General features: G+C 58.5%; 16 protein-coding genes and 1 tRNA gene. 14 read left to right on the top strand and 3 right to left on the bottom strand.

Annotated features, from left to right (window positions below):
• Positions 1–41: 41 nt before the first annotated feature.
• The gene (locus ACESYO_RS00720) at positions 42–1,982 is read right to left on the bottom strand and encodes a hypothetical protein (protein WP_373209166.1); all 1,941 of its coding nucleotides are present in this window, start codon (positions 1,980–1,982) and stop codon (positions 42–44) included.
• 86 nt (positions 1,983–2,068) lie between these two features.
• A complete protein-coding gene (locus ACESYO_RS00725; RefSeq protein WP_373211161.1) occupies positions 2,069–2,263 on the bottom strand; it encodes a hypothetical protein in 195 nt (64 codons plus the stop codon).
• Positions 2,264–2,369: 106 nt separating this feature from the next.
• Between ACESYO_RS00725 and ACESYO_RS00730 the strand changes: the two genes are divergently transcribed.
• The 4 genes from ACESYO_RS00730 to ACESYO_RS00745 all read left to right on the top strand — a co-directional run bounded on the left by ACESYO_RS00730 (position 2,370) and on the right by ACESYO_RS00745 (position 3,942).
• The gene (locus ACESYO_RS00730) at positions 2,370–2,693 is read left to right on the top strand and encodes a DUF6442 family protein (RefSeq protein ID WP_242868480.1); all 324 of its coding nucleotides are present in this window, start codon (positions 2,370–2,372) and stop codon (positions 2,691–2,693) included.
• A gap of 171 nt (positions 2,694–2,864) precedes the next feature.
• The gene (locus ACESYO_RS00735) at positions 2,865–3,161 is read left to right on the top strand and encodes a DUF2089 family protein (RefSeq protein ID WP_058966750.1); all 297 of its coding nucleotides are present in this window, start codon (positions 2,865–2,867) and stop codon (positions 3,159–3,161) included.
• Between the two features lie 186 nt (positions 3,162–3,347).
• Positions 3,348–3,650, top strand: a complete 303-nt coding sequence (locus tag ACESYO_RS00740; protein ID WP_283127840.1) for a hypothetical protein — start codon at positions 3,348–3,350, stop codon at positions 3,648–3,650.
• A gap of 13 nt (positions 3,651–3,663) precedes the next feature.
• Positions 3,664–3,942 (top strand): hypothetical protein, encoded by a 279-nt coding sequence (locus ACESYO_RS00745; protein WP_283127841.1) that lies wholly within the window; start codon positions 3,664–3,666, stop codon positions 3,940–3,942.
• Positions 3,943–4,091: 149 nt separating this feature from the next.
• Here the strand turns inward: ACESYO_RS00745 and ACESYO_RS00750 are convergent.
• Positions 4,092–4,175, bottom strand: a tRNA-Leu gene (locus ACESYO_RS00750).
• Between the two features lie 145 nt (positions 4,176–4,320).
• Here ACESYO_RS00750 and spoIVB point away from each other — a divergent pair.
• The 10 genes from spoIVB to ACESYO_RS00800 all read left to right on the top strand — a co-directional run bounded on the left by spoIVB (position 4,321) and on the right by ACESYO_RS00800 (position 17,361).
• Positions 4,321–5,550 carry a SpoIVB peptidase gene (gene spoIVB, locus ACESYO_RS00755; RefSeq protein WP_283127842.1) on the top strand — a complete coding sequence of 410 codons (1,230 nt, stop codon included), beginning with the start codon at positions 4,321–4,323 and terminating at the stop codon, positions 5,548–5,550.
• A gap of 205 nt (positions 5,551–5,755) precedes the next feature.
• Positions 5,756–6,505: a sporulation transcription factor Spo0A gene (spo0A, locus tag ACESYO_RS00760; RefSeq protein ID WP_058966742.1), complete on the top strand. Its 750-nt coding sequence runs from the start codon at positions 5,756–5,758 to the stop codon at positions 6,503–6,505.
• The gene (locus tag ACESYO_RS00765; protein WP_373211163.1) at positions 6,506–6,697 is read left to right on the top strand and encodes a hypothetical protein; all 192 of its coding nucleotides are present in this window, start codon (positions 6,506–6,508) and stop codon (positions 6,695–6,697) included.
• Positions 6,694–7,806: a 2-C-methyl-D-erythritol 2,4-cyclodiphosphate synthase gene (ispF, locus tag ACESYO_RS00770; protein WP_373209170.1), complete on the top strand. Its 1,113-nt coding sequence runs from the start codon at positions 6,694–6,696 to the stop codon at positions 7,804–7,806. The genes ACESYO_RS00765 and ispF overlap by 4 nt, the downstream gene beginning before the upstream one ends.
• 246 nt (positions 7,807–8,052) lie before the next feature.
• Positions 8,053–8,934: a diadenylate cyclase CdaA gene (gene cdaA / locus ACESYO_RS00775; protein ID WP_242868479.1), complete on the top strand. Its 882-nt coding sequence runs from the start codon at positions 8,053–8,055 to the stop codon at positions 8,932–8,934.
• Positions 8,915–10,189 (top strand): CdaR family protein, encoded by a 1,275-nt coding sequence (locus ACESYO_RS00780; protein WP_346672139.1) that lies wholly within the window; start codon positions 8,915–8,917, stop codon positions 10,187–10,189. The genes cdaA and ACESYO_RS00780 overlap by 20 nt, the downstream gene beginning before the upstream one ends.
• Positions 10,190–10,198: 9 nt before the next feature.
• A complete protein-coding gene (locus ACESYO_RS00785; protein ID WP_373209172.1) occupies positions 10,199–11,791 on the top strand; it encodes an NAD(P)/FAD-dependent oxidoreductase in 1,593 nt (530 codons plus the stop codon).
• Positions 11,792–11,851: 60 nt separating this feature from the next.
• Complete coding sequence (locus ACESYO_RS00790; RefSeq protein WP_132587323.1) at positions 11,852–13,153, top strand: hypothetical protein; 1,302 nt, start codon at positions 11,852–11,854, stop codon at positions 13,151–13,153.
• Positions 13,150–15,183: a single-stranded-DNA-specific exonuclease RecJ gene (gene recJ, locus ACESYO_RS00795; protein WP_058966732.1), complete on the top strand. Its 2,034-nt coding sequence runs from the start codon at positions 13,150–13,152 to the stop codon at positions 15,181–15,183. The genes ACESYO_RS00790 and recJ overlap by 4 nt, the downstream gene beginning before the upstream one ends.
• A gap of 3 nt (positions 15,184–15,186) precedes the next feature.
• Positions 15,187–17,361, top strand: coding sequence for a RelA/SpoT family protein (locus ACESYO_RS00800; protein ID WP_058966730.1), 2,175 nt, complete (start codon positions 15,187–15,189; stop codon positions 17,359–17,361).
• Positions 17,362–17,376: the final 15 nt, after the last annotated feature.

The following is a 17,376-nucleotide window of genomic DNA, read 5'->3' on the forward strand; positions in this document are numbered from 1 at the left end:
CATTCTACCATACCCGCAGCCAAAGGGGAAGAGGACACCCGTCACCTGTGTGTGTCTGGTCGATGAATCCCCACAAAAACGATTCCCAGCGGGCTTTTCCGCTGGCAGAGCACCAGCTCTTCACCGGACAGCGCGGCCTTGTAGGTATTGTCGAGTACATTCAGCGTTGTTTCGCTGCCGTCTGCCAGCTGTACGGTCAGGGTGGAGAGGTCTTCGTCGTCCGTGGGGTCTGCGGCGTGGCTGCCCAGAATCACCAACGGGGAATGGACAACCGGCCCGCTGAGCATCAGATTGGCCCCGTATACAAACGTGGTGGAAAAGAAGATAAGCAGGAGCCCCACCAGCATGACGGATTCCTGACGCAAACGGCGAGGGGTGAGCCGTGCGAACAGGGCAATCAGCAGAGCGGCCAGAAGCACACTCTGAATGCCCCACGCCAGACCGGGCTCTGCCACCTGCATAATCCAGCGAGACCAGAGGAAATAAACCTGCCCAATGTAAGGCAAAGTGAACCAGAGCAGAAGAACAAAGGGGGCCTTGATGTGCATGGCGCGCCATTCGTCCGTAGCGGGTTTGGCGCGTTCCTCAAACAGCAGCACCGGAGAAAAACGAAAACAGATTACAAAGAAGGGAATCGGGGCGAGAGTGATCAGCCAGATCATGGGCATGAAAGAGAGAACACCTTTCAGATACAGAGCGGCCGGAAGAATTCCGCCCAGTCCAAGCAGGACCACGGTGACCCACATCCCGAAGCGAATCTCATTCAGATGATTGTGCCAGCGGGTACGGTATTCTTCTTTCCAGCAAAGGGGTTCCGGTGCGGAGCGGTTTCTGGTTGCTGTTGCCTTTTTCATGGCGGGCGTCGGTACCGGCATCTGGCCCCGCTCCTTCAGCCAGTTCTGCAGATTGTTGAAACCGGGCATCATGGTTTCCACGGCGGCCAGCTTGTTGCCGTTTGCGTCCAGCAGGTGAACAGACTTGTTGACAGTCAGCCGAACGGATACAATCTGACCGGCATCAAAGCAGCGCAGGCGGCCAAAAAAATCGCTGTATGCCAAACGGGTTGCGGAATTTTCCTCCCAGAGATACAGAGCGCGGTTGTGATGGTCAAGAAGGCACCAGACTCCCAAAGGGGAGAATAACACACCGACAAGAAGTACGAGGGCGACAGTGTTCCCATCCGGCTGCGGGGCTGCTGCTCCGGCAAGGACGGTGATGATGCCGATCAGCCACATGGGAATAGCAAACCAGACCACCCAGCGGCATTCCCGCACCATCACCGTGGGATGAATGGATTCTGGCAGGCGGGACGGACGGCAGAAAAGCAGCATCAGGGCCATCAGCAGACAGACCACGGCAGCAATTGGCTTCCAGAAAAAAGGACCGCTGCTGCCGGTTTTCCAGCTTGCGAAAAGAATCAGTACGGCCGCTACCAAACCGGCTGTGCCGCAGATTCGGGTGGGCCAGGGGCTGGCCGGCACGGGAAGAGACATCACGGTCAGTTCAGGGGGGAAGGTTCCTTCGGATGCAGGGGAAAGCGAGGTTCCGGCGACTTCTTCTGGCTGTGTCTGCCCCGCCAGTGCAGCCGATTCCAGGTTGTACCCGCAGTGAGGACAGCAGGCGGTATATTTCATCTGAACGAGCAGAGCGTCTCGAAGCAGAGGAAGTGGATGCCCGCACTGTGGGCAAACCCAGTGCCGGCGAAGGGCACTCCATTGCAGTATAACCAGAAGGACGATCAATACGAGAGGGCAGGTAAGGGCCCCGAGCAGCCACCGGAACTCGGCAGTCTGGCTGAACATGGCCAGACAGAATACAAGCGCAACCAGCAAAGCCAGCGGGATCCAGCGGCACCAGCGGGCGGCAGCCCATTTTGCTGTCTGGTAGACCGAGTTACTGTTACAGGCTTCTGATTCTGGATTTGAAGAAGTATCCACGGGATGTGCCGGGGAATTGCGGCGCGGCTCTTTGGAATCGGGCATTTGAAGGTCCCCCTTTCGCATAAGTCTCTATGATGAAATCAATCAGGCATAACTTCGTTACAATCATTTCTGGCCTGCGCAACGCCTCAACGGGATAAAAAAACAGAAAAGCCCTGCGCGTACACTGCCGGAAAGGCAGAAAAGCACAGGGCAAAAATGGCCGCAAAACAGACGTTGGTACGGTGCTGAATGGTGCAGCAGGTGTACCAATAGATTCCACATTTGGGTTGTTTATGTTGCGGGGGATCAACCGGAATAGAAGCCTGTTCAAAAAAGCTCATCTCCTTTTATTGATTTTATTCTACCACAGGCGAATTGAAATTGAAATGTGGCAGTGATACTATGGAGTAAGCTACAGGAAAAAGGTTCTGGAGAGGAGCGAATGAGATGAATCCGGAAATGAACAGGGAAAACGGTGAGAATCCGCAGAGCACTTGCCCAATAAAGGAACAGTGGAACCAGGAGGTTGATGCCCGCTCCAAAATCACCGCGCTGGAATTTATGACAGCCGCCACCCAGATTCTGACCATTCTGTGTCTTGTTAAGGGAAACCCGGCATGGAAGGGCAGTCTGGCTCTGCTGTTTGTCGGGGCTGCGGCCAGTCTGTTTTACAAATATGACCAGCATGGAGAAAAGCCGTATCTCTGGGTTGCAATCGGCGCAGGAATGGTTGGGCTTGCACTGCTGGCCTGGTTTGCAATTGCAGGATAGTACCAAACCTGGATGGGTTGCTTAGCATTTGGATGAGCTGTGAAGAGCAGGGGACAAGATGGTTCCCTGCTCTTTCTGCTTTAAAGAAAAGAAAAAATAGCTTCCTATTGACTTTAACATTATTTATGTTATATTTAATATAGTTAAATACAAAGCGAAAGGGAAATTGAAATGGAGATTGATAAAATTCCACAGTGGATTCTTGCGCTGGAGCCGGAGGACATTGCATTTTTGAAGAATTTTGTTCTGAAATCCGGATCGCTGAAAGAAATTGCCCGGCTGTACGAGGTATCTTATCCAACCGTTCGCCTTCGGCTGGATAAATTGATTCAGAAAATTGAATTGGGTGACCAAAAGGAAGAGGAACCCTTCACCACCTTTATTAAAGGTCTGGCGGTAGATTCTCGAATTGATCTGGAAACAGCAAAGCTCATCATTGATAAGTATAAACAGGAGAAAAGAGAATAACGGATGCAACATTGGGCTTTCACGATCGTTGACAGCGGCCTTTTGAAGTGTATGGAAGATTGGGACGCCGCCAGATACTGATTTTTGGACAGGTGACCTTCGCTGACAGGGTGATAGGAGCACAGATGTGCAGAAAAATTGAAAGGATTGTAAACAGAAGATCTGTAAGGAAAGGAAGAGGTAAAAATGATTGACGGAACGGTTCTGGAACTGCTTGCAGGCTTTGCCATTGCTCTGGTCTTGATGGTGGCGGAGTATCTTTTGTGTACAAAGATGAAAAATCCCCTGTGGGGTGGGATTATTCCGGGCCTGATTCTTGCGGGATCGGTCTGGGTTTTTGCCAGCGGTGCTGTTCCTCTGGAACTGCGGTATGTTTTTCCGTTTGTCATCCTGAATACGGTATTCTTTGGGGACTGGGGAACAGGGCGAGATAAATATCAGAAAATGCAGCAGAAAGAAATAGAGTATATGAGAGCGAAAGACCTGTAAGGAGGAAAGCGGAATGAAAGTGGCGATTTTGCTTGTGATTGCTCTTGCAATTTTTGTATTTCATTACTGGGCCAGCCGCCGCCCGCCCAGATACTGGTATGTGGGTGGAATTATCCCGCTGGGGTGGCTCGTTCTTTTGGCGATGGCATTCTTTCGGGGCAGGGTAAACTGGGCGGAGGACTGGAAAACCATTGTTTTTCCCACGCTGACTTTTTTCTTAATGTGGGCGGAAGGCCACGAAGCCGCGAAGAAAAAGGAGCTTGCCGGGATGAAGGCGAAAGATATGGAATAAGCGTGGATGGTTCATCACCTCCACGGGCTCATATCCGAATGGGTTTGAAAGTGTGAACCATTTGCTGAAAACAAAGAGGACAAAATAAAAGAGAAAAGCCCCGGTCAACCGACCGGGGCTTTTTGAATGGAGCGTAGTCCATTCCGACGTGGTGCGGATAACAGGACTTGAACCTGCACGTCGTGGACACTGGACCCTAAAACCAGCGCGTCTGCCAATTCCGCCATATCCGCATGTGTCCCATATTATAACAAAATCCCGAGGAACTTGTCAATGAAAAGCCAGTGCGGTTTGCCCTGTGGCACTGTTTTACATGAAATCGTCCCAATCTGCGCATACTGAGCAATAAGACCATCTTGCAAAGGAGCGTTTGCGCATATGATTTACTGGATTCGGCGCGGATTGGCTGCCATTTTGGCAGCCGGTGCGCTGTTTGCGTGCGGGTGGGGATATTTGTATACGCAGCTGCCCGATACCTTTCTGGTGGAGCAGGGCCAGACCCTGCGGTTTGCCCAAATGCCCTGGCTTCAGCCCATGCAGCAAAGCGGTGCAGCCCAGGCCGGCTCTGTGCCGGCAGGCGGCAGTTATAATGTTACGCTGAGCATTCTGGGGCGCATCCCGGTCAAAACAGTGCGCGCGGTGGCGGTGGATCAGCGTGCGGTGACCGTGTGCGGCACTCCCTTCGGCATCAAGATGTTTGCGGAAGGGGCAACCGTAGTGGGCTTTACCGATCTTCCGGCTCCGGGCGGGGGCGCCAATCCGGCCAAAAGCGCCGGGCTCAAAATAGGCGACCGCATTCTTTCCATTGATGGAATCGCCACCCATGGCAATCAGGATGTGGCCGATGCTTTGCAGGAGGCCGCCGGCCGCCCGGTGGAGGTGATTTACCAGCGGGGCGAAGAGCGGCGCACCACCACGTTGGAGCCGATGCAGGACGAAGAAAGCGGTACTTGGCGAGCGGGTATGTGGGTGCGGGATTCCTCGGCGGGCATCGGTACGCTCACCTTTGTGGACAATTCCACCGGGATGTACGGCGGCCTGGGCCACCCCATCAGCGACGCGGACACCGGCCAGAGCATCGCGCTGCGCAGCGGCGAGATTGCCCCCGTGACCATTACCGGCTATGAAAAAGGGGAGGCTGGCGTGCCCGGCGAGCTGAAAGGCCGGTTTACCAGCCAGATCGCCATGGGCGATATTCTGGCCAATGGAGCCACCGGTGTTTACGGCAGCATCCGGGGTCTGCACAGTGGGCAGGATATGATCGTGGCACAGGCGCAGCAGGTGCGCTGCGGCCCGGCCCGGATTCTCACCACGCTGGAGGGCACGACACCCCGGTGGTATGATGTGGAGATCGAGCGGGTGTCGCTCAGTCAGGAGGATCCCAACCGGAACATGGTAATTCGCGTGACCGACCCTCAGCTGCTGAGCAGTACCGGCGGCATCGTGCAGGGCATGAGCGGCAGCCCCATCGAACAGGATGGCAAGCTGGTGGGCGCAGTAACCCATGTGCTGGTGAACGACCCCACCCGGGGCTATGGGATTTTTGCCCAGACCATGCTGGAAACAGCGGATATATTGGCGACGCAAGGCAAATCCAATGCAGCCTGATCCGTTAGGATTACTGTCATCTTCTGGCTGCTTTGAAAGACCCGGAGCAAAATTTGCTGGAATGGAGGAGGAAAACTTTTCCAAAAGATGGTAAAAACTGGAATTTAGTATTGCAATGGCTGGAAATATATGGTAAAATTCCCATTGTTGAGACAACACAGCGAAACCACCCGCAAAACGGATGTAAAAACAGGAGGAAGCAACAATGGAGACCATGAAATTTTTGATGACCGATCTGGGCGAAGCTACCGCAGCCTGCGTTTCAGCGCTGGAAAGCCGCGGCCTGGAAGTGACCGTCTGCCCGCGGGACGGCGCACAGGTGCTGGAAAAGCTGCTGGAATGCCGGCCCCGTGCTGTTCTGCTGGAGGTATTCATGCCCGGCCTGGATGCGCTGGCCGTGAAGCAGCGGTACGAAGCGCAGGGCGGCACCGCGGTCTTTTTCGCCACCGGCCCGTTCCAGAACGAGGAGGCGGAGCAGGAGCTGCTGGAAAGTGGGTTTGCCTTTTACTATGTGCGCCCCTTTGATGAGCAGATTCTGGCCGGCCGGGCGCTGAAGGCGCTGGGCAAAGCGCCGGTGCACCGGCAGATCGGCACAGGCAGCGACGAGGTGCGGGTCAGCGAGATCCTGCATCAGATTGGGGTGCCTGCCCACATCAAGGGTTACCAGTTTTTGCGGGATGCCATTCTGCTGACCATGGAGGATCAGGACTACATCAACGCGGTGACCAAGCGGCTTTATCCGGAAATTGCCAAGCAGAACGGTACCACGGCCAGCCGGGTGGAGCGGGCCATCCGCCATGCAATTGAGGTGGCTTGGGACCGGGGCGATGTGGATACATTGAACAGCTATTTCGGCTACACCATCCACAATCTGCGGGGCAAGCCCACCAATTCGGAATTTGTAGCCATGATCAGCGACCGGATGCGGCTGGACAAAAAGCAGCGTCAGGCCTGAGTGAAAAGAAAAGAACAGCGAGCAGGGGCCGTTCCGGTGCGCAGCGCCGGAACGGCTGCTTTTTGTGCGCACACTGTATACATTTTGTGGATTTTTGGAGCAGGATACGATATAATGAATCTGTTACAAAGAATGAAAGCGGAATCTTCTGCCAGAGCGGAAGGTTTTGCATCAGGAGGCACCCGAGCATGAACAAAACCGTAACTGCTGTGATCGTGGCCGCCGGCTCTTCCCGCCGGATGGGCTTTGACAAACTGGCCTGTCGTCTTTCCGGCGGCACCGTGCTGGAGCTGAGCCTGCGGGCCTTCGACCGTCACCCGCTGGTGCAGGACATCGTGCTGGTGACCGGTGAAAACGACGGCCCCGCCCAAAAGGCAGCTGCGGGGTGTGAAAAGCCGGTAACTCTGGTGCGCGGGGGAGAGACCCGGGCCATCAGTGTGCGCAATGGGGTGAACGCTGCCACCGGCGAGCTGGTGGCCATCCACGATGCAGCCCGCCCCTTTGTGAGCGAGGCCGTGATCACCCAGGCACTGCATGCGGCCGCTGCCACCGGTGCAGCAGCCCCAGCGGTACCGATGAAGGATACGATCAAGCAGGCGGAGGACAGCCGGGTGCAATCCACACCTCCCCGCGAGAGTCTGTTCGCGGTGCAAACGCCCCAGTGCTTTGACCGGGCGCAGTATCTGGGGCTGCTGGCACAGGCGGCGGACGATTCCATTACCGACGACTGCCAGCTGTTCGAGAAGGCCGGCCGACCGGTGGTGCTGACCGCAGGCGACTACGCCAACTATAAAATCACCACACCGGAGGATCTGAAAGGAGAGGCGAGCATGCGCATTGGACATGGATACGACGTACATAAGCTGGTAGAGGGCCGCCGGCTGATTCTGGGCGGGGTGGACATCCCCTACGAAAAAGGTCTGCTGGGCCATTCCGACGCGGATGTGCTGGCCCATGCGGTGATGGATGCGGTGCTGGGTGCGGCCGCTCTGGGTGACATTGGCAAGCATTTCCCGGATACCGACCCTGCCTACAAAGGGGCGGACAGCCTGGAGCTGGCCCGCCATGTGGCCCGGCTGATGGCCCAGCAGGGCTGGAAGATCGAAAACATCGACTCCACCATCCTGTGCCAGGCGCCCAAGCTGGCGCCCCATATTCCTGCCATGCGCCGCAATCTGGCACAGGCGTTTGGCATCACTGAGGAGCAGGTGAGTGTGAAGGCCACCACCGAGGAAAAGCTGGGCTTTACCGGAGCAGGGCAGGGCATCGCGGTGCATGCGGTGGCACTGATCACCCGCTGAGCAGCAGGCAAAAAAAGGTTTTCAAGCCTGCAGGCGTGTGCTATACTAAAAACAGTATCATGCTGAAGTATGGCGTGACCGGGGCGGGCGAAAATCTGTAAGAAGCCCGCTCTTTTCACGGAGCATTGCCGGTTGCCTGTAAAGCCGTGGAAGGCTTTGAAGCCGGCAAAAAGGATAACATGAAATTACGAAACGCTGTGCCGCCGGGCAAGGAAAGCTGCGGCGGCATGCACAGGAGGTTTTTTTGTGGCGAATGGGTTTGAGATCAGCCAGTTTGTGGGCAATCTGATGTCCATCTGGCTGCAGCCGCAGAATATTCTGGATATCGCCATCGTCGCCTTTGTGATCTATGAGCTGCTGGCGGTGATCCGCAAGACCCGGGCGGCTCAGCTGGCCAAGGGCGCAGTGGTTGTGGTTGCAGTGTATGCGCTGGCCTATATTCTGGGGCTGCGCACCGTGATGTGGGTCATGAACAGTGTGCTGCAGGTCGGTATTCTGGCGCTGGTGGTATTGTTCCAGCCGGAACTGCGCCGGGCGCTGGAGCAGATGGGCCGCACAGACAAGTGGGCATCCAAGCTGCTGCGCAGCCGTCGGATGGATCCGGGCCTGCGGGCCCAGTGGCAGAATGCCTGCCTGGCCATCTGCGACGCGGCGGAGCAATTGTCCGACACAAACACCGGCGCGCTGATTGTACTGGAGCGCAACACCAATCTGTCTGAAATCATCCGAACCGGTACCCCACTGAACGGCGATGTGAACCGCGAGATGCTGGGCACCATCTTCTATGAGGGAACCCCTCTGCACGACGGTGCAGTGGTGGTGCGCGACGGTATGCTGAAGGCGGCGGGCTGCGTGCTGCCTCTTTCGGATAATCTGGAGATCGGCAAGGATATGGGCACCCGCCACCGGGCCGCGCTGGGCATGAGCGAAAACTCCGATGCCGTGGTGGTGGTGGTCAGCGAGGAGACCGGTATCATTTCGCTGGCAAGAAACGGCGTACTGATCCGCCGGCTGGATCGCCAGAATCTGTTCAATATGCTGCAGGAGGAGCTGGTTCCGCCCGAGCAGCAGGAAACTCCTAAAAAATCTTCTTTCTGGAGAAAAAAGAATGAAAAAGGACAAAGATAAGTCTCTGCTGGACGACCGGCGTTTTTCCATCCCCCTGTCCATTCTGCTGGCGGTGGCACTGTGGATGGTGGTTACCATGGTGATCAATCCCAACCAGAGCACAACGATTTACAATGTGCCGGTGGATTTTACCTACAATTCCACCAGCTACACCAGCAAGGGGCTGGACATCGTGAACAACCCCCAGAAAAACGTTTCCCTGAAACTGGAGGGCAACGGCTACGATCTGAGTGGACTGAAGGCCGAGGATTTCGTGGTTTATCCGGATTATTCCTCGGTGAATGGGCCCGGTGAAGTAACCCTGCCCCTGCGGGTTCTGGTGCGGGACAGCGCCAGCCAGGTGAAAGCTTCTGTGAACAAGGACGAACGCGTTACCGTTGTGTTCGACTCTGTGGAGGAAAAAACCTTTACCGTCCAGGTGCAGGCCAGCGACCTGACCATTGCCGACGGTTATAAGCTGCAGGGAACGGTGGCTTCTCCCAGTATGGTGACGGTAAGCGGCCCTGCCAGCGAGGTGGACCGGATTGACCGGATTGTTGCCCGGGTGGAGCCCAGCTCCGATCTGGAAAACATGTCGGAAAGCAAGATCAAGACAGTCACACTGGAGGCACAGGACGCAGAAGGTGAGGCCCTGAGCCTGCAATATACCACCATGGACACCACGGTGGTGGATGTGACCATTAATATTTACCAGACCAAGGAACTGCCGCTGGTGGTGAACTTCATCAACGTGCCGGAGGGCTTTGATCTGAACACTCTGAAGTACAGCCTGTCTCAGGAGACCATGGTGGTGAGCGGCAAGCCCGAGGCCCTGGAGTCCCTGACCGAGCTGGCGGTAAGCGATTTTGACCTGTCCACCTTCGAGATGGATAAGTCTTACAGCCTGAACGTGAACCTGCCCAAGGGTGTGGAAAGCAAGGATAATGTGAAAACCATAACCCTGAGCTTTGACACCACCGGCCTTGCCAGCCGGACGCTGAACGTGGCGAACATCCGCACCATCAACACACCGGATGGTTACAGCGTAAAGGTGAATGACACCCGGGTGGCGAATGTGACCCTGATTGGCCCCGAGGACGAGCTGGAAGAACTTTCGCCCAGCAGCGTGGTGGCTACGGTGGACATGAGCCAGAGTCAGGTGGTTGAAGGCACGGAGAGCCTGTCGGTCTCCATTTCGGTACCCTCTTCCAGCACCATCTTTGCGGTGGGCAGCTATTCGGTAGAGTGTTCCATCACAGTAGATTCCGGGAGCTGATCAGAAAAGATGCTGTTGATACGAGGGCTTCGGGTGGGGCTGAATGTGCCCCAGCCCGAACAGCAGGCCAAAGCCATGGCCTTAAAAACCCTGCGCCTGCCTGAAAGTCAGGTGGCCAGCGCGGGGGTGGCAAAACTTTCGGTGGATGCCCGGCACGGCAAGCCCGTGCTGGTGTATACCATCGCCATCACCTTGAAAAACGAGGGTGCGGAACCGGCCTTGGCCGGGGCCGCGCCCTGCGTTGCTATATCCAAGCAGGTGGAATTTCGGCCGGTTATTGCAAAAACACCGCTGGGTGGCCGCCCGGTGGTGTGCGGTCTGGGCCCGGCGGGTCTGTTTGCTGCTCTGGCACTGGCCCGGGCCGGCTATCGGCCCATTGTGCTGGAACGTGGCCCTGCGCTGGAAGAGCGTGTCCGGGCGGTGGAGCATTTTTCCGCCACCGGTCAGCTGGATCCGAACGCCAACATCCAGTTCGGCGAGGGCGGCGCGGGAACTTTTTCCGATGGTAAGCTCACCACCCGCATCAACGACGAGCTGTGCGGCTTTGTGACCCAGACTCTGCTGCGCCACGGTGCGCCGGCAGAGATTGCCTATCGGCAGAAGCCCCATGTGGGTACTGATTTGCTGCGGGGCGTGATCCAGTCCATCCGGGGTGAGATTCAGCAACTGGGCGGCGAGGTGCGGTTCAATACCCGGCTCACAGGGCTGATCCGGGAAAACGGTCGGTTGTGTGGCGTACAGACCACCGGCGGCGGCATCACCACTCCGGCGCTGATTCTGGCGGTGGGCCACTCGGCGCGGGATACCTTCGAGATGCTGCAGGAGGAGGGCCTGCCCCTTGTTTGCAAGCCTTTCTCGGTGGGCTTCCGGGCGGAGCATCTGCAAACCGAGATTGAAAAAAGCCTTTATCACCAGGCGGCGGGTCACCCGGCTTTGCCCCGGGGCGAATATCAGCTCAGCCAGCATGTGGGCGAGCGCTGCGTCTATACCTTCTGCATGTGCCCCGGCGGCCAGGTGGTCGCTTCGGCCAGCGAGGAGGGCGGCGCGCTCACCAACGGTATGAGTTACCACGCCCGTGCAGGCAAAAATGCCAATGCGGCGGTGGTGGTCAGTGTGGATGGCCGGGATTTCGGCCAGAACCCGGCAAAGGCCATCGCCTTCCAGCGGCAGCTGGAACGGGCGGCCTATGCGGCGGGCGGTGGCGGATACACAGCGCCCGCCGAGACCGTGCAAAGCTTTTTGCAGGGCAAGGGCCGGCTGGATCTTGATCGGGTACAGCCCACCTACGATCGGGGTGTGCGCGCCTTTGATCTGGGCAGTCTTCTGCCCGAAGAGCTGGCCGGAACCCTTCGCACCGGGCTTTCCGCCTTTGAGCGCAAGCTGCGGGGATATACCGCGGCGGATGCGGTGCTCACCGGCCTGGAAACCAGAACCTCCAGCCCGGTTCGGCTGGAGCGGGGGGAGAACCTGCAATGTACTGCGCTGCCGGGGCTGTACCCCTGCGGCGAAGGTGCGGGCTACGCGGGCGGAATTGTGAGCGCGGCAGTGGACGGCCTGCGTTGTGCCCGGGCGCTGATGGAAACCGGCGGCCCGCAGGAATAACAAAAACGGCGATTCGACCAGGAGCACGAATGCCGGAAGGGAATGGATGGGGAAGAGAGCATGGCAGAAAAAAGACCGTATGAATACGATGCCTGGGGCAGACAGGGGCAGGAACGGCGCAGCCAGAATGGCAGTGGCCGTGCTCCCGGAAGCCAGGATCCCTGGGAAGAGGTGTGCCGCAGCATGAATGAGCTGGGGGCTACCGTGGCCACCGAGGTGGGCCGCGGCCTGAAAGAGGGCTGGGATCAGGTGCAGAAAAGCCTGAACGAAGCCCAGGCAGCAGGCAAGCAGGGCCAGCAGCGGCCGCAACCGGTGCGGCCCTCTGCCACTGGTACCCCCCGTTACAAGGCGCCGCAGACACACGCTGCTGCAAACCGTGCGGCCGCCCGGGTGGATCGGGCGGTGGATCGGCTGGGAGAGACAATGGCCAATGGCCTTTGCATGATGGGCGGCACCGTTGCTACCGGCTGCGCAGTGGTGCTGGGGCTGTTTGGAATACTGATTTTCGTGGGCGGCCTTATGAGTGGTATCCCGGAAGTTATTGCAACAGATGTTGTGCTCAGTTTGTTCTCGCTGGCGCTTTGCATCGCCGTTGGATTGGGTGCCCGCTGGCTGTTTTTGCAGCCGGGCCGCCGTTTCCGCCGCAAGCGCTATCTGGTGGGGATGGGTCAGCAGACCAATGTGCCGCTGGAACGGCTCAGCGAGGTTGTGCAGCGGCCGGTACCCTTTGTGAAAAAGGATCTGGCCCTCATGATCCGCAGAGGCTGGCTGCCCAATGCCTATCTGGATGAGGAAGAAAACAGGTTCTTCCTGAATGCGGCAGAATATCGGGAACTGCAGCACCAGCAGGAGGAGCAGCGCCGCGCAGAGCAGGCCCGCCAACAGGCGGATGCACAGGATCCTGCAGGGGCAGAGCTGCGGGCGACGCTGGATCAGGGAGCTCAGTTCCGGAAGGTGCTGGGTGAGCACATTGCTGCGGCGGCGGATGAACCGGATCTGCAGCAGGAGCTGGTGCGTATGCAAAGCCAGACCGGCGAAATTCTGGGCTGGGTGGAAGATCACCCGAACAGTGCCGGAAAGGTGCGCCGTCTGGTGCGGTATTATATGCCCACCACCCTGAAACTGCTGAAAACCTACGATGATGTGAAGGATCAGAAGGGCGATGTGGCAGGAAACATCAAGCTGGAGATCACCGGCATCCTGCACACGGTGAACCGTGCCTTCGAGAACCTGCGCGACGATCTGCTCAGCGATGCCGCGCTGGATGTGTCCACCGAAATCAGCGCCATGCAGGCCATGCTGGCCCAGGATGGCCTTTCCACGGACGATACTTTCTACTCAAAGGAGCAAAACAACCAATGACCTATCGAGCCTGGCAAGTAAAGCAGCCCGATGAACAGGCCGCCGCCCGGCTGGCAAATGCCATCGGCGCGCCGCTTCTTCTGGCGCGCATTCTGGTGGCCCGTGGCATGAGCAGCCCCGAACAGGCCATGGAATTTCTGGAGCAGGATGCTCCTCTGTCCGACCCGTTTCTGATGCGGGATATGGACAAAGCAGTCCAGCGGATTTTACAGGCGGTGGACGAAGAGCAGCCCATTGTGATCTTTGGCGATTACGATGTGGACGGCGTGACTGCCACCGCCCTTTTATATTCTCACCTGCGGGGCATGGGCGCCAATGTGCGCTGCAAGCTGCCCAGCCGTGAGGAGGACGGTTACGGCCTCACCAATGCCATTGTGGAGCAGCTGGCTGAAAAGGGCTATAAGCTGATTATCACGGTGGACAACGGCATCACCGCTATCCCCGAAGCCCGGCGCGCTCGGGAGCTGGGGGTGGATCTGGTCATCACCGACCATCACCTGCCCGGCGAAGAGCTGCCGGATGCGGTGGCGGTTGTGGATCCCGCCCGGAAAGATGACGAAAGCCCCTGTAAGACCCTTTCCGGTGCGGGTGTGGCGTTCAAGTTGTGTGCCGCGCTGGATGGCTGCGAGCCGGAGATGCTGCTGGATTTCTGCGGAGATCTGGCGGCCATCGGCACCGTGGCGGACGTGATGGTGCTGCAGGGAGAAAACCGCACCATTGTAAAGCATGGCCTGTATGCACTGCAGAACAGCGAACGGCCCGGCCTTCTGGCACTTTTGGAAGCCTGTGGTCTGGGCGACAGGCCCGTGACCAGCGAGAGCATCAGCTTTGCCATCGCGCCCCGGCTGAATGCCGCCGGGCGGATGGATTCCGCGGTGAGCGCCTTACAGCTGCTTCTGTGCGAGGACGAGGGCAGGGCTCAGCAGCTCACCGATCAGCTGGTGGCCAGCAATACCGCCCGGCAGGAGGCGGAACAGCGCATTATGGCTGAAGCCGAGGCCCAGCTGGCGGCGGACCCCGCCCGCCAGAACGACCGGGTGATTCTGGTCTGGGGCCAGGACTACCATCCCGGCGTGATCGGCATTGTGGCCAGCCGGCTGGTGGAGCACTACGGTAAGCCGGTCATGGTGATCAGCGTGCAGAACGGCGAGGGCAAAGGCTCCGGCCGCAGTGTGCCCGGATTTAATCTGCACAAGGCCATCAGCGCCTGCGGCGACCTGCTGCTGCGCTTTGGCGGCCATGCGCTGGCTGCCGGCCTTTCGGTGAAGGAAGAGAATATTCCGGCGCTGCGCAAGGCGCTGAATGAGTTTGCCGCCCGGGAATATCCGGTGCTGGAAAGCCCGCCGCTGGAGCTGGATGTGACCGTCCGGCTGGATGCGCTGACCGTGCAGGAGGTGGAGGGCCTGGACTATCTGGCTCCCTGCGGCAACGGAAATCCCGCGCCGCTGTTCCTGCTGGAAAATGCCCAGATCGAGGGTGTTTATCCGGTGAGCGACGGGCGGCATTGCCGGCTGCGGCTGCGTCAGGGAGCAGGCTGCCTGTACGCCGCCTATTTCGGCGTGAGCGTGGCCCAGCTGCCCTACCAGACCGGCGACCGGGTGGACGCGGCCATTACCCTGTCCATCTATCAGGGCAAAAACGGGCCCCAGCTCTCCGGTCGCATTCGGGAACTGCGTCCGGCGGGTCTGCCTGCTCAGACGGCCCGGCAGGCGGCTCTCTTTGAAGCATTTTTACACGGCAGCAGGCTGCCGGATTCCCAGCGGCGGGAACTTGTGCCCCAGCGCGCCCTGATCGTGACGCTTTATCGCATGATTCAGAAGGGCGAGGTGTGGGCGCAGGATCTGCAGCCGGTATTTGCAAAACTTGGCCCGGAGAACACCGGGCGAATTCTGGCGGGTTTGACCGCCCTGACCCAGCTGGGCCTTGTGGAAATCTGCGAGACCGGCGGGGCCAAAAAGTATGCGCCGGTACCGGTGGCCCAGAAACAGGATCTGTTTTCGGCCCCGATACTCAAGGCACTGGAGGCATGATCCATGGCTGGATATGTAGTATACGATGATTTAAAACAAATGGTCCTGGAGTCGGGCCGCCCCTATGATATGGAGATGCTGGACAAGGCATACCATCTGGCGGAGCGGGCCCACGACGGCCAGTTCCGCCGCTCCGGTGAACCCTATATCTGCCACCCGCTGCATGTGGCCATGCTGCTGGTGGATCTGGGCATGGACACCGAAAGCCTGGCCGCCGCCCTGATGCACGACGTGGTGGAGGACACCTCAGTCACGCTGGATGAGCTGGAAAGCCAGTTCGGCGCGGATGTGGCCCACATGGTGGACGGCGTGACCAAGCTGACCAAGATCAAGTTCTCCTCGGTGGAGGAGCAGCAGGCCGAGAACCTGCGCAAGATGCTCATGGCCATGAGCCAGGATGTTCGGGTTATGATCATCAAGCTGTGCGACCGACTGCACAATATGCGCACCGGCGACGCCTGGCCCGAGCAGAAACGGCGGGATAAGGCGCTGGAGACCATGGAGGTCTACGCGCCCATTGCCCACCGACTGGGCATCAGCAACATCAAGGAAGAGCTGGAGGACCGCAGCCTGCGCTATCTGGACCCGGTGGGTTACCAGAACATCAAGGATCTGCTGGCGGAAAACGGCGGCCGGGAATTTGTAACCAATATCGCCGAGGTCATCCGGGAGCGGCTGGCGGAAAACGGTATGCCGGAAGCCATCATGAAAAGCCGGGTGAAGAGCGTCTACGGCATCTACCGCAAGATGTTCATGCAGAACCGGGACTTTGAAGAAATCTACGATGTGTATGCAGTGCGCATCATTCTGGATACGGTGGCCGAGTGCTACAATGCTCTGGGTGTGATCCACGACATGTACCATCCGCTGCCCAACCGGTTCAAGGATTATATCTCCACCCCCAAGCCCAACGGCTACCAGTCGCTGCACACCACCGTTATCGGCCACGAGGGCATCCCCTTTGAGGTGCAGATCCGCACCCGGGAGATGGATCAGATGGCAGAATACGGTGTGGCGGCTCACTGGAAGTACAAGGCAGGCATTCAGAGCGGCGGCAGCGACCGGCTGGAGGAGCGTCTGGCCTGGGTGCGCCAGTTGCTGGAAAGCCAGCGGGAAAACGAGGACGCCGGCAGCCTGCTGCAGGATATCAAGGGCGACCTGCTCCCCGAAGAGGTGTTTGCCTTCACTCCCAAGGGCGACGTGATCAACCTGCCTGCCGGGGCCACCGCCATCGACTTTGCCTATGCCATCCATTCGGCGGTGGGCAACCGGATGGTCGGCGCCAAGGTGAACAGCCGAATCGTGCCCATTGACCATAAGGTGGTCACCGGCGAGATCATCGAGATCATCACCGGCCCGGCGGACAAGGGCCCCAGCCGCGACTGGCTGAAGATCGTTACCACCAGCGAGGCCCGCAATAAAATCCGTAACTGGTTCAAGAAGGAACGCAGAGAGGAGAACATTCAGGAGGGCCGTGCCGCACTGGAACGGGAAATGCGCCGCAACCTGATTACCGTGCCGGACGACAAGTGGGATGACTTCATGGCCGAGATCGCCCGCCGTCAGCGCCTGAACAGTGCCGACGAGATGTATGCGGCTCTGGGTTATGGTGGTTTGCAGATCAGCCGCCTGATGGGCAAGATCAAGGATGAATACGCAAAGCTCAAGGCGGGCGATGAGAAGGCCGCCAACCTGCTGGCAGACATCCCCCTGAAGAAATACAAGGGCAGCGACGGCGTTGTAGTGGAAGGCATCGACAACTGCCCCGTGAAGTTTGCCAAGTGCTGCAGCCCTCTGCCCGGTGACGAGATCGTGGGCTTCATCACCCGCGGCTTTGGCGTGTCCATCCACAAGAAGGACTGCCAGAACGCCCAGGTCAGCATGAACGACCCGGAAAACAAGGGCCGCTGGGTGCGTGCCTACTGGGAGGATACCAAGCAGGAAAACTACAAGGCCACTCTGGAGCTCACCGCCATGGACCGCAGCGGTCTGGTGGGCGATGTGGCCATGGCCCTGACCGATCTGCGGGTTCCGGTGTATGCCATGAGCGCCCGCGCCGTGGACAATGGCCGAGCCTCCATGTCGCTTACCATCGGCATCGCCAGCACCGAGCATCTGAACAGCGTGCTGGCCAAGCTGCGCCGGGTGAAGGACGTGGTCAGCGTGATGCGTGTATGACCCCCAAAAGGGAAG

The sequence above is a fragment of the Allofournierella massiliensis genome, assembly GCF_964241245.1.
GTDB lineage: Bacteria > Bacillota > Clostridia > Oscillospirales > Ruminococcaceae > Allofournierella > Allofournierella massiliensis.

What these genes read in the sequence shown, in the direction of transcription:
- ACESYO_RS00720 (WP_373209166.1), bottom strand. Translation starts at nt 1,982, where the DNA reads ATGCCCGATTCCAAAGAGCCGCGCCGCAATTCCCCGGCACATCCCGTG.
- ACESYO_RS00725 (WP_373211161.1), bottom strand. Translation starts at nt 2,263, where the DNA reads ATGAGCTTTTTTGAACAGGCTTCTATTCCGGTTGATCCCCCGCAACAT.
- ACESYO_RS00730 (WP_242868480.1), top strand. Translation starts at nt 2,370, where the DNA reads ATGAATCCGGAAATGAACAGGGAAAACGGTGAGAATCCGCAGAGCACT.
- ACESYO_RS00735 (WP_058966750.1), top strand. Translation starts at nt 2,865, where the DNA reads ATGGAGATTGATAAAATTCCACAGTGGATTCTTGCGCTGGAGCCGGAG.
- ACESYO_RS00740 (WP_283127840.1), top strand. Translation starts at nt 3,348, where the DNA reads ATGATTGACGGAACGGTTCTGGAACTGCTTGCAGGCTTTGCCATTGCT.
- ACESYO_RS00745 (WP_283127841.1), top strand. Translation starts at nt 3,664, where the DNA reads ATGAAAGTGGCGATTTTGCTTGTGATTGCTCTTGCAATTTTTGTATTT.
- spoIVB (WP_283127842.1), top strand. Translation starts at nt 4,321, where the DNA reads ATGATTTACTGGATTCGGCGCGGATTGGCTGCCATTTTGGCAGCCGGT.
- spo0A (WP_058966742.1), top strand. Translation starts at nt 5,756, where the DNA reads ATGGAGACCATGAAATTTTTGATGACCGATCTGGGCGAAGCTACCGCA.
- ispF (WP_373209170.1), top strand. Translation starts at nt 6,694, where the DNA reads ATGAACAAAACCGTAACTGCTGTGATCGTGGCCGCCGGCTCTTCCCGC.
- ACESYO_RS00780 (WP_346672139.1), top strand. Translation starts at nt 8,915, where the DNA reads ATGAAAAAGGACAAAGATAAGTCTCTGCTGGACGACCGGCGTTTTTCC.
- ACESYO_RS00785 (WP_373209172.1), top strand. Translation starts at nt 10,199, where the DNA reads ATGCTGTTGATACGAGGGCTTCGGGTGGGGCTGAATGTGCCCCAGCCC.
- ACESYO_RS00790 (WP_132587323.1), top strand. Translation starts at nt 11,852, where the DNA reads ATGGCAGAAAAAAGACCGTATGAATACGATGCCTGGGGCAGACAGGGG.
- recJ (WP_058966732.1), top strand. Translation starts at nt 13,150, where the DNA reads ATGACCTATCGAGCCTGGCAAGTAAAGCAGCCCGATGAACAGGCCGCC.
- ACESYO_RS00800 (WP_058966730.1), top strand. Translation starts at nt 15,187, where the DNA reads ATGGCTGGATATGTAGTATACGATGATTTAAAACAAATGGTCCTGGAG.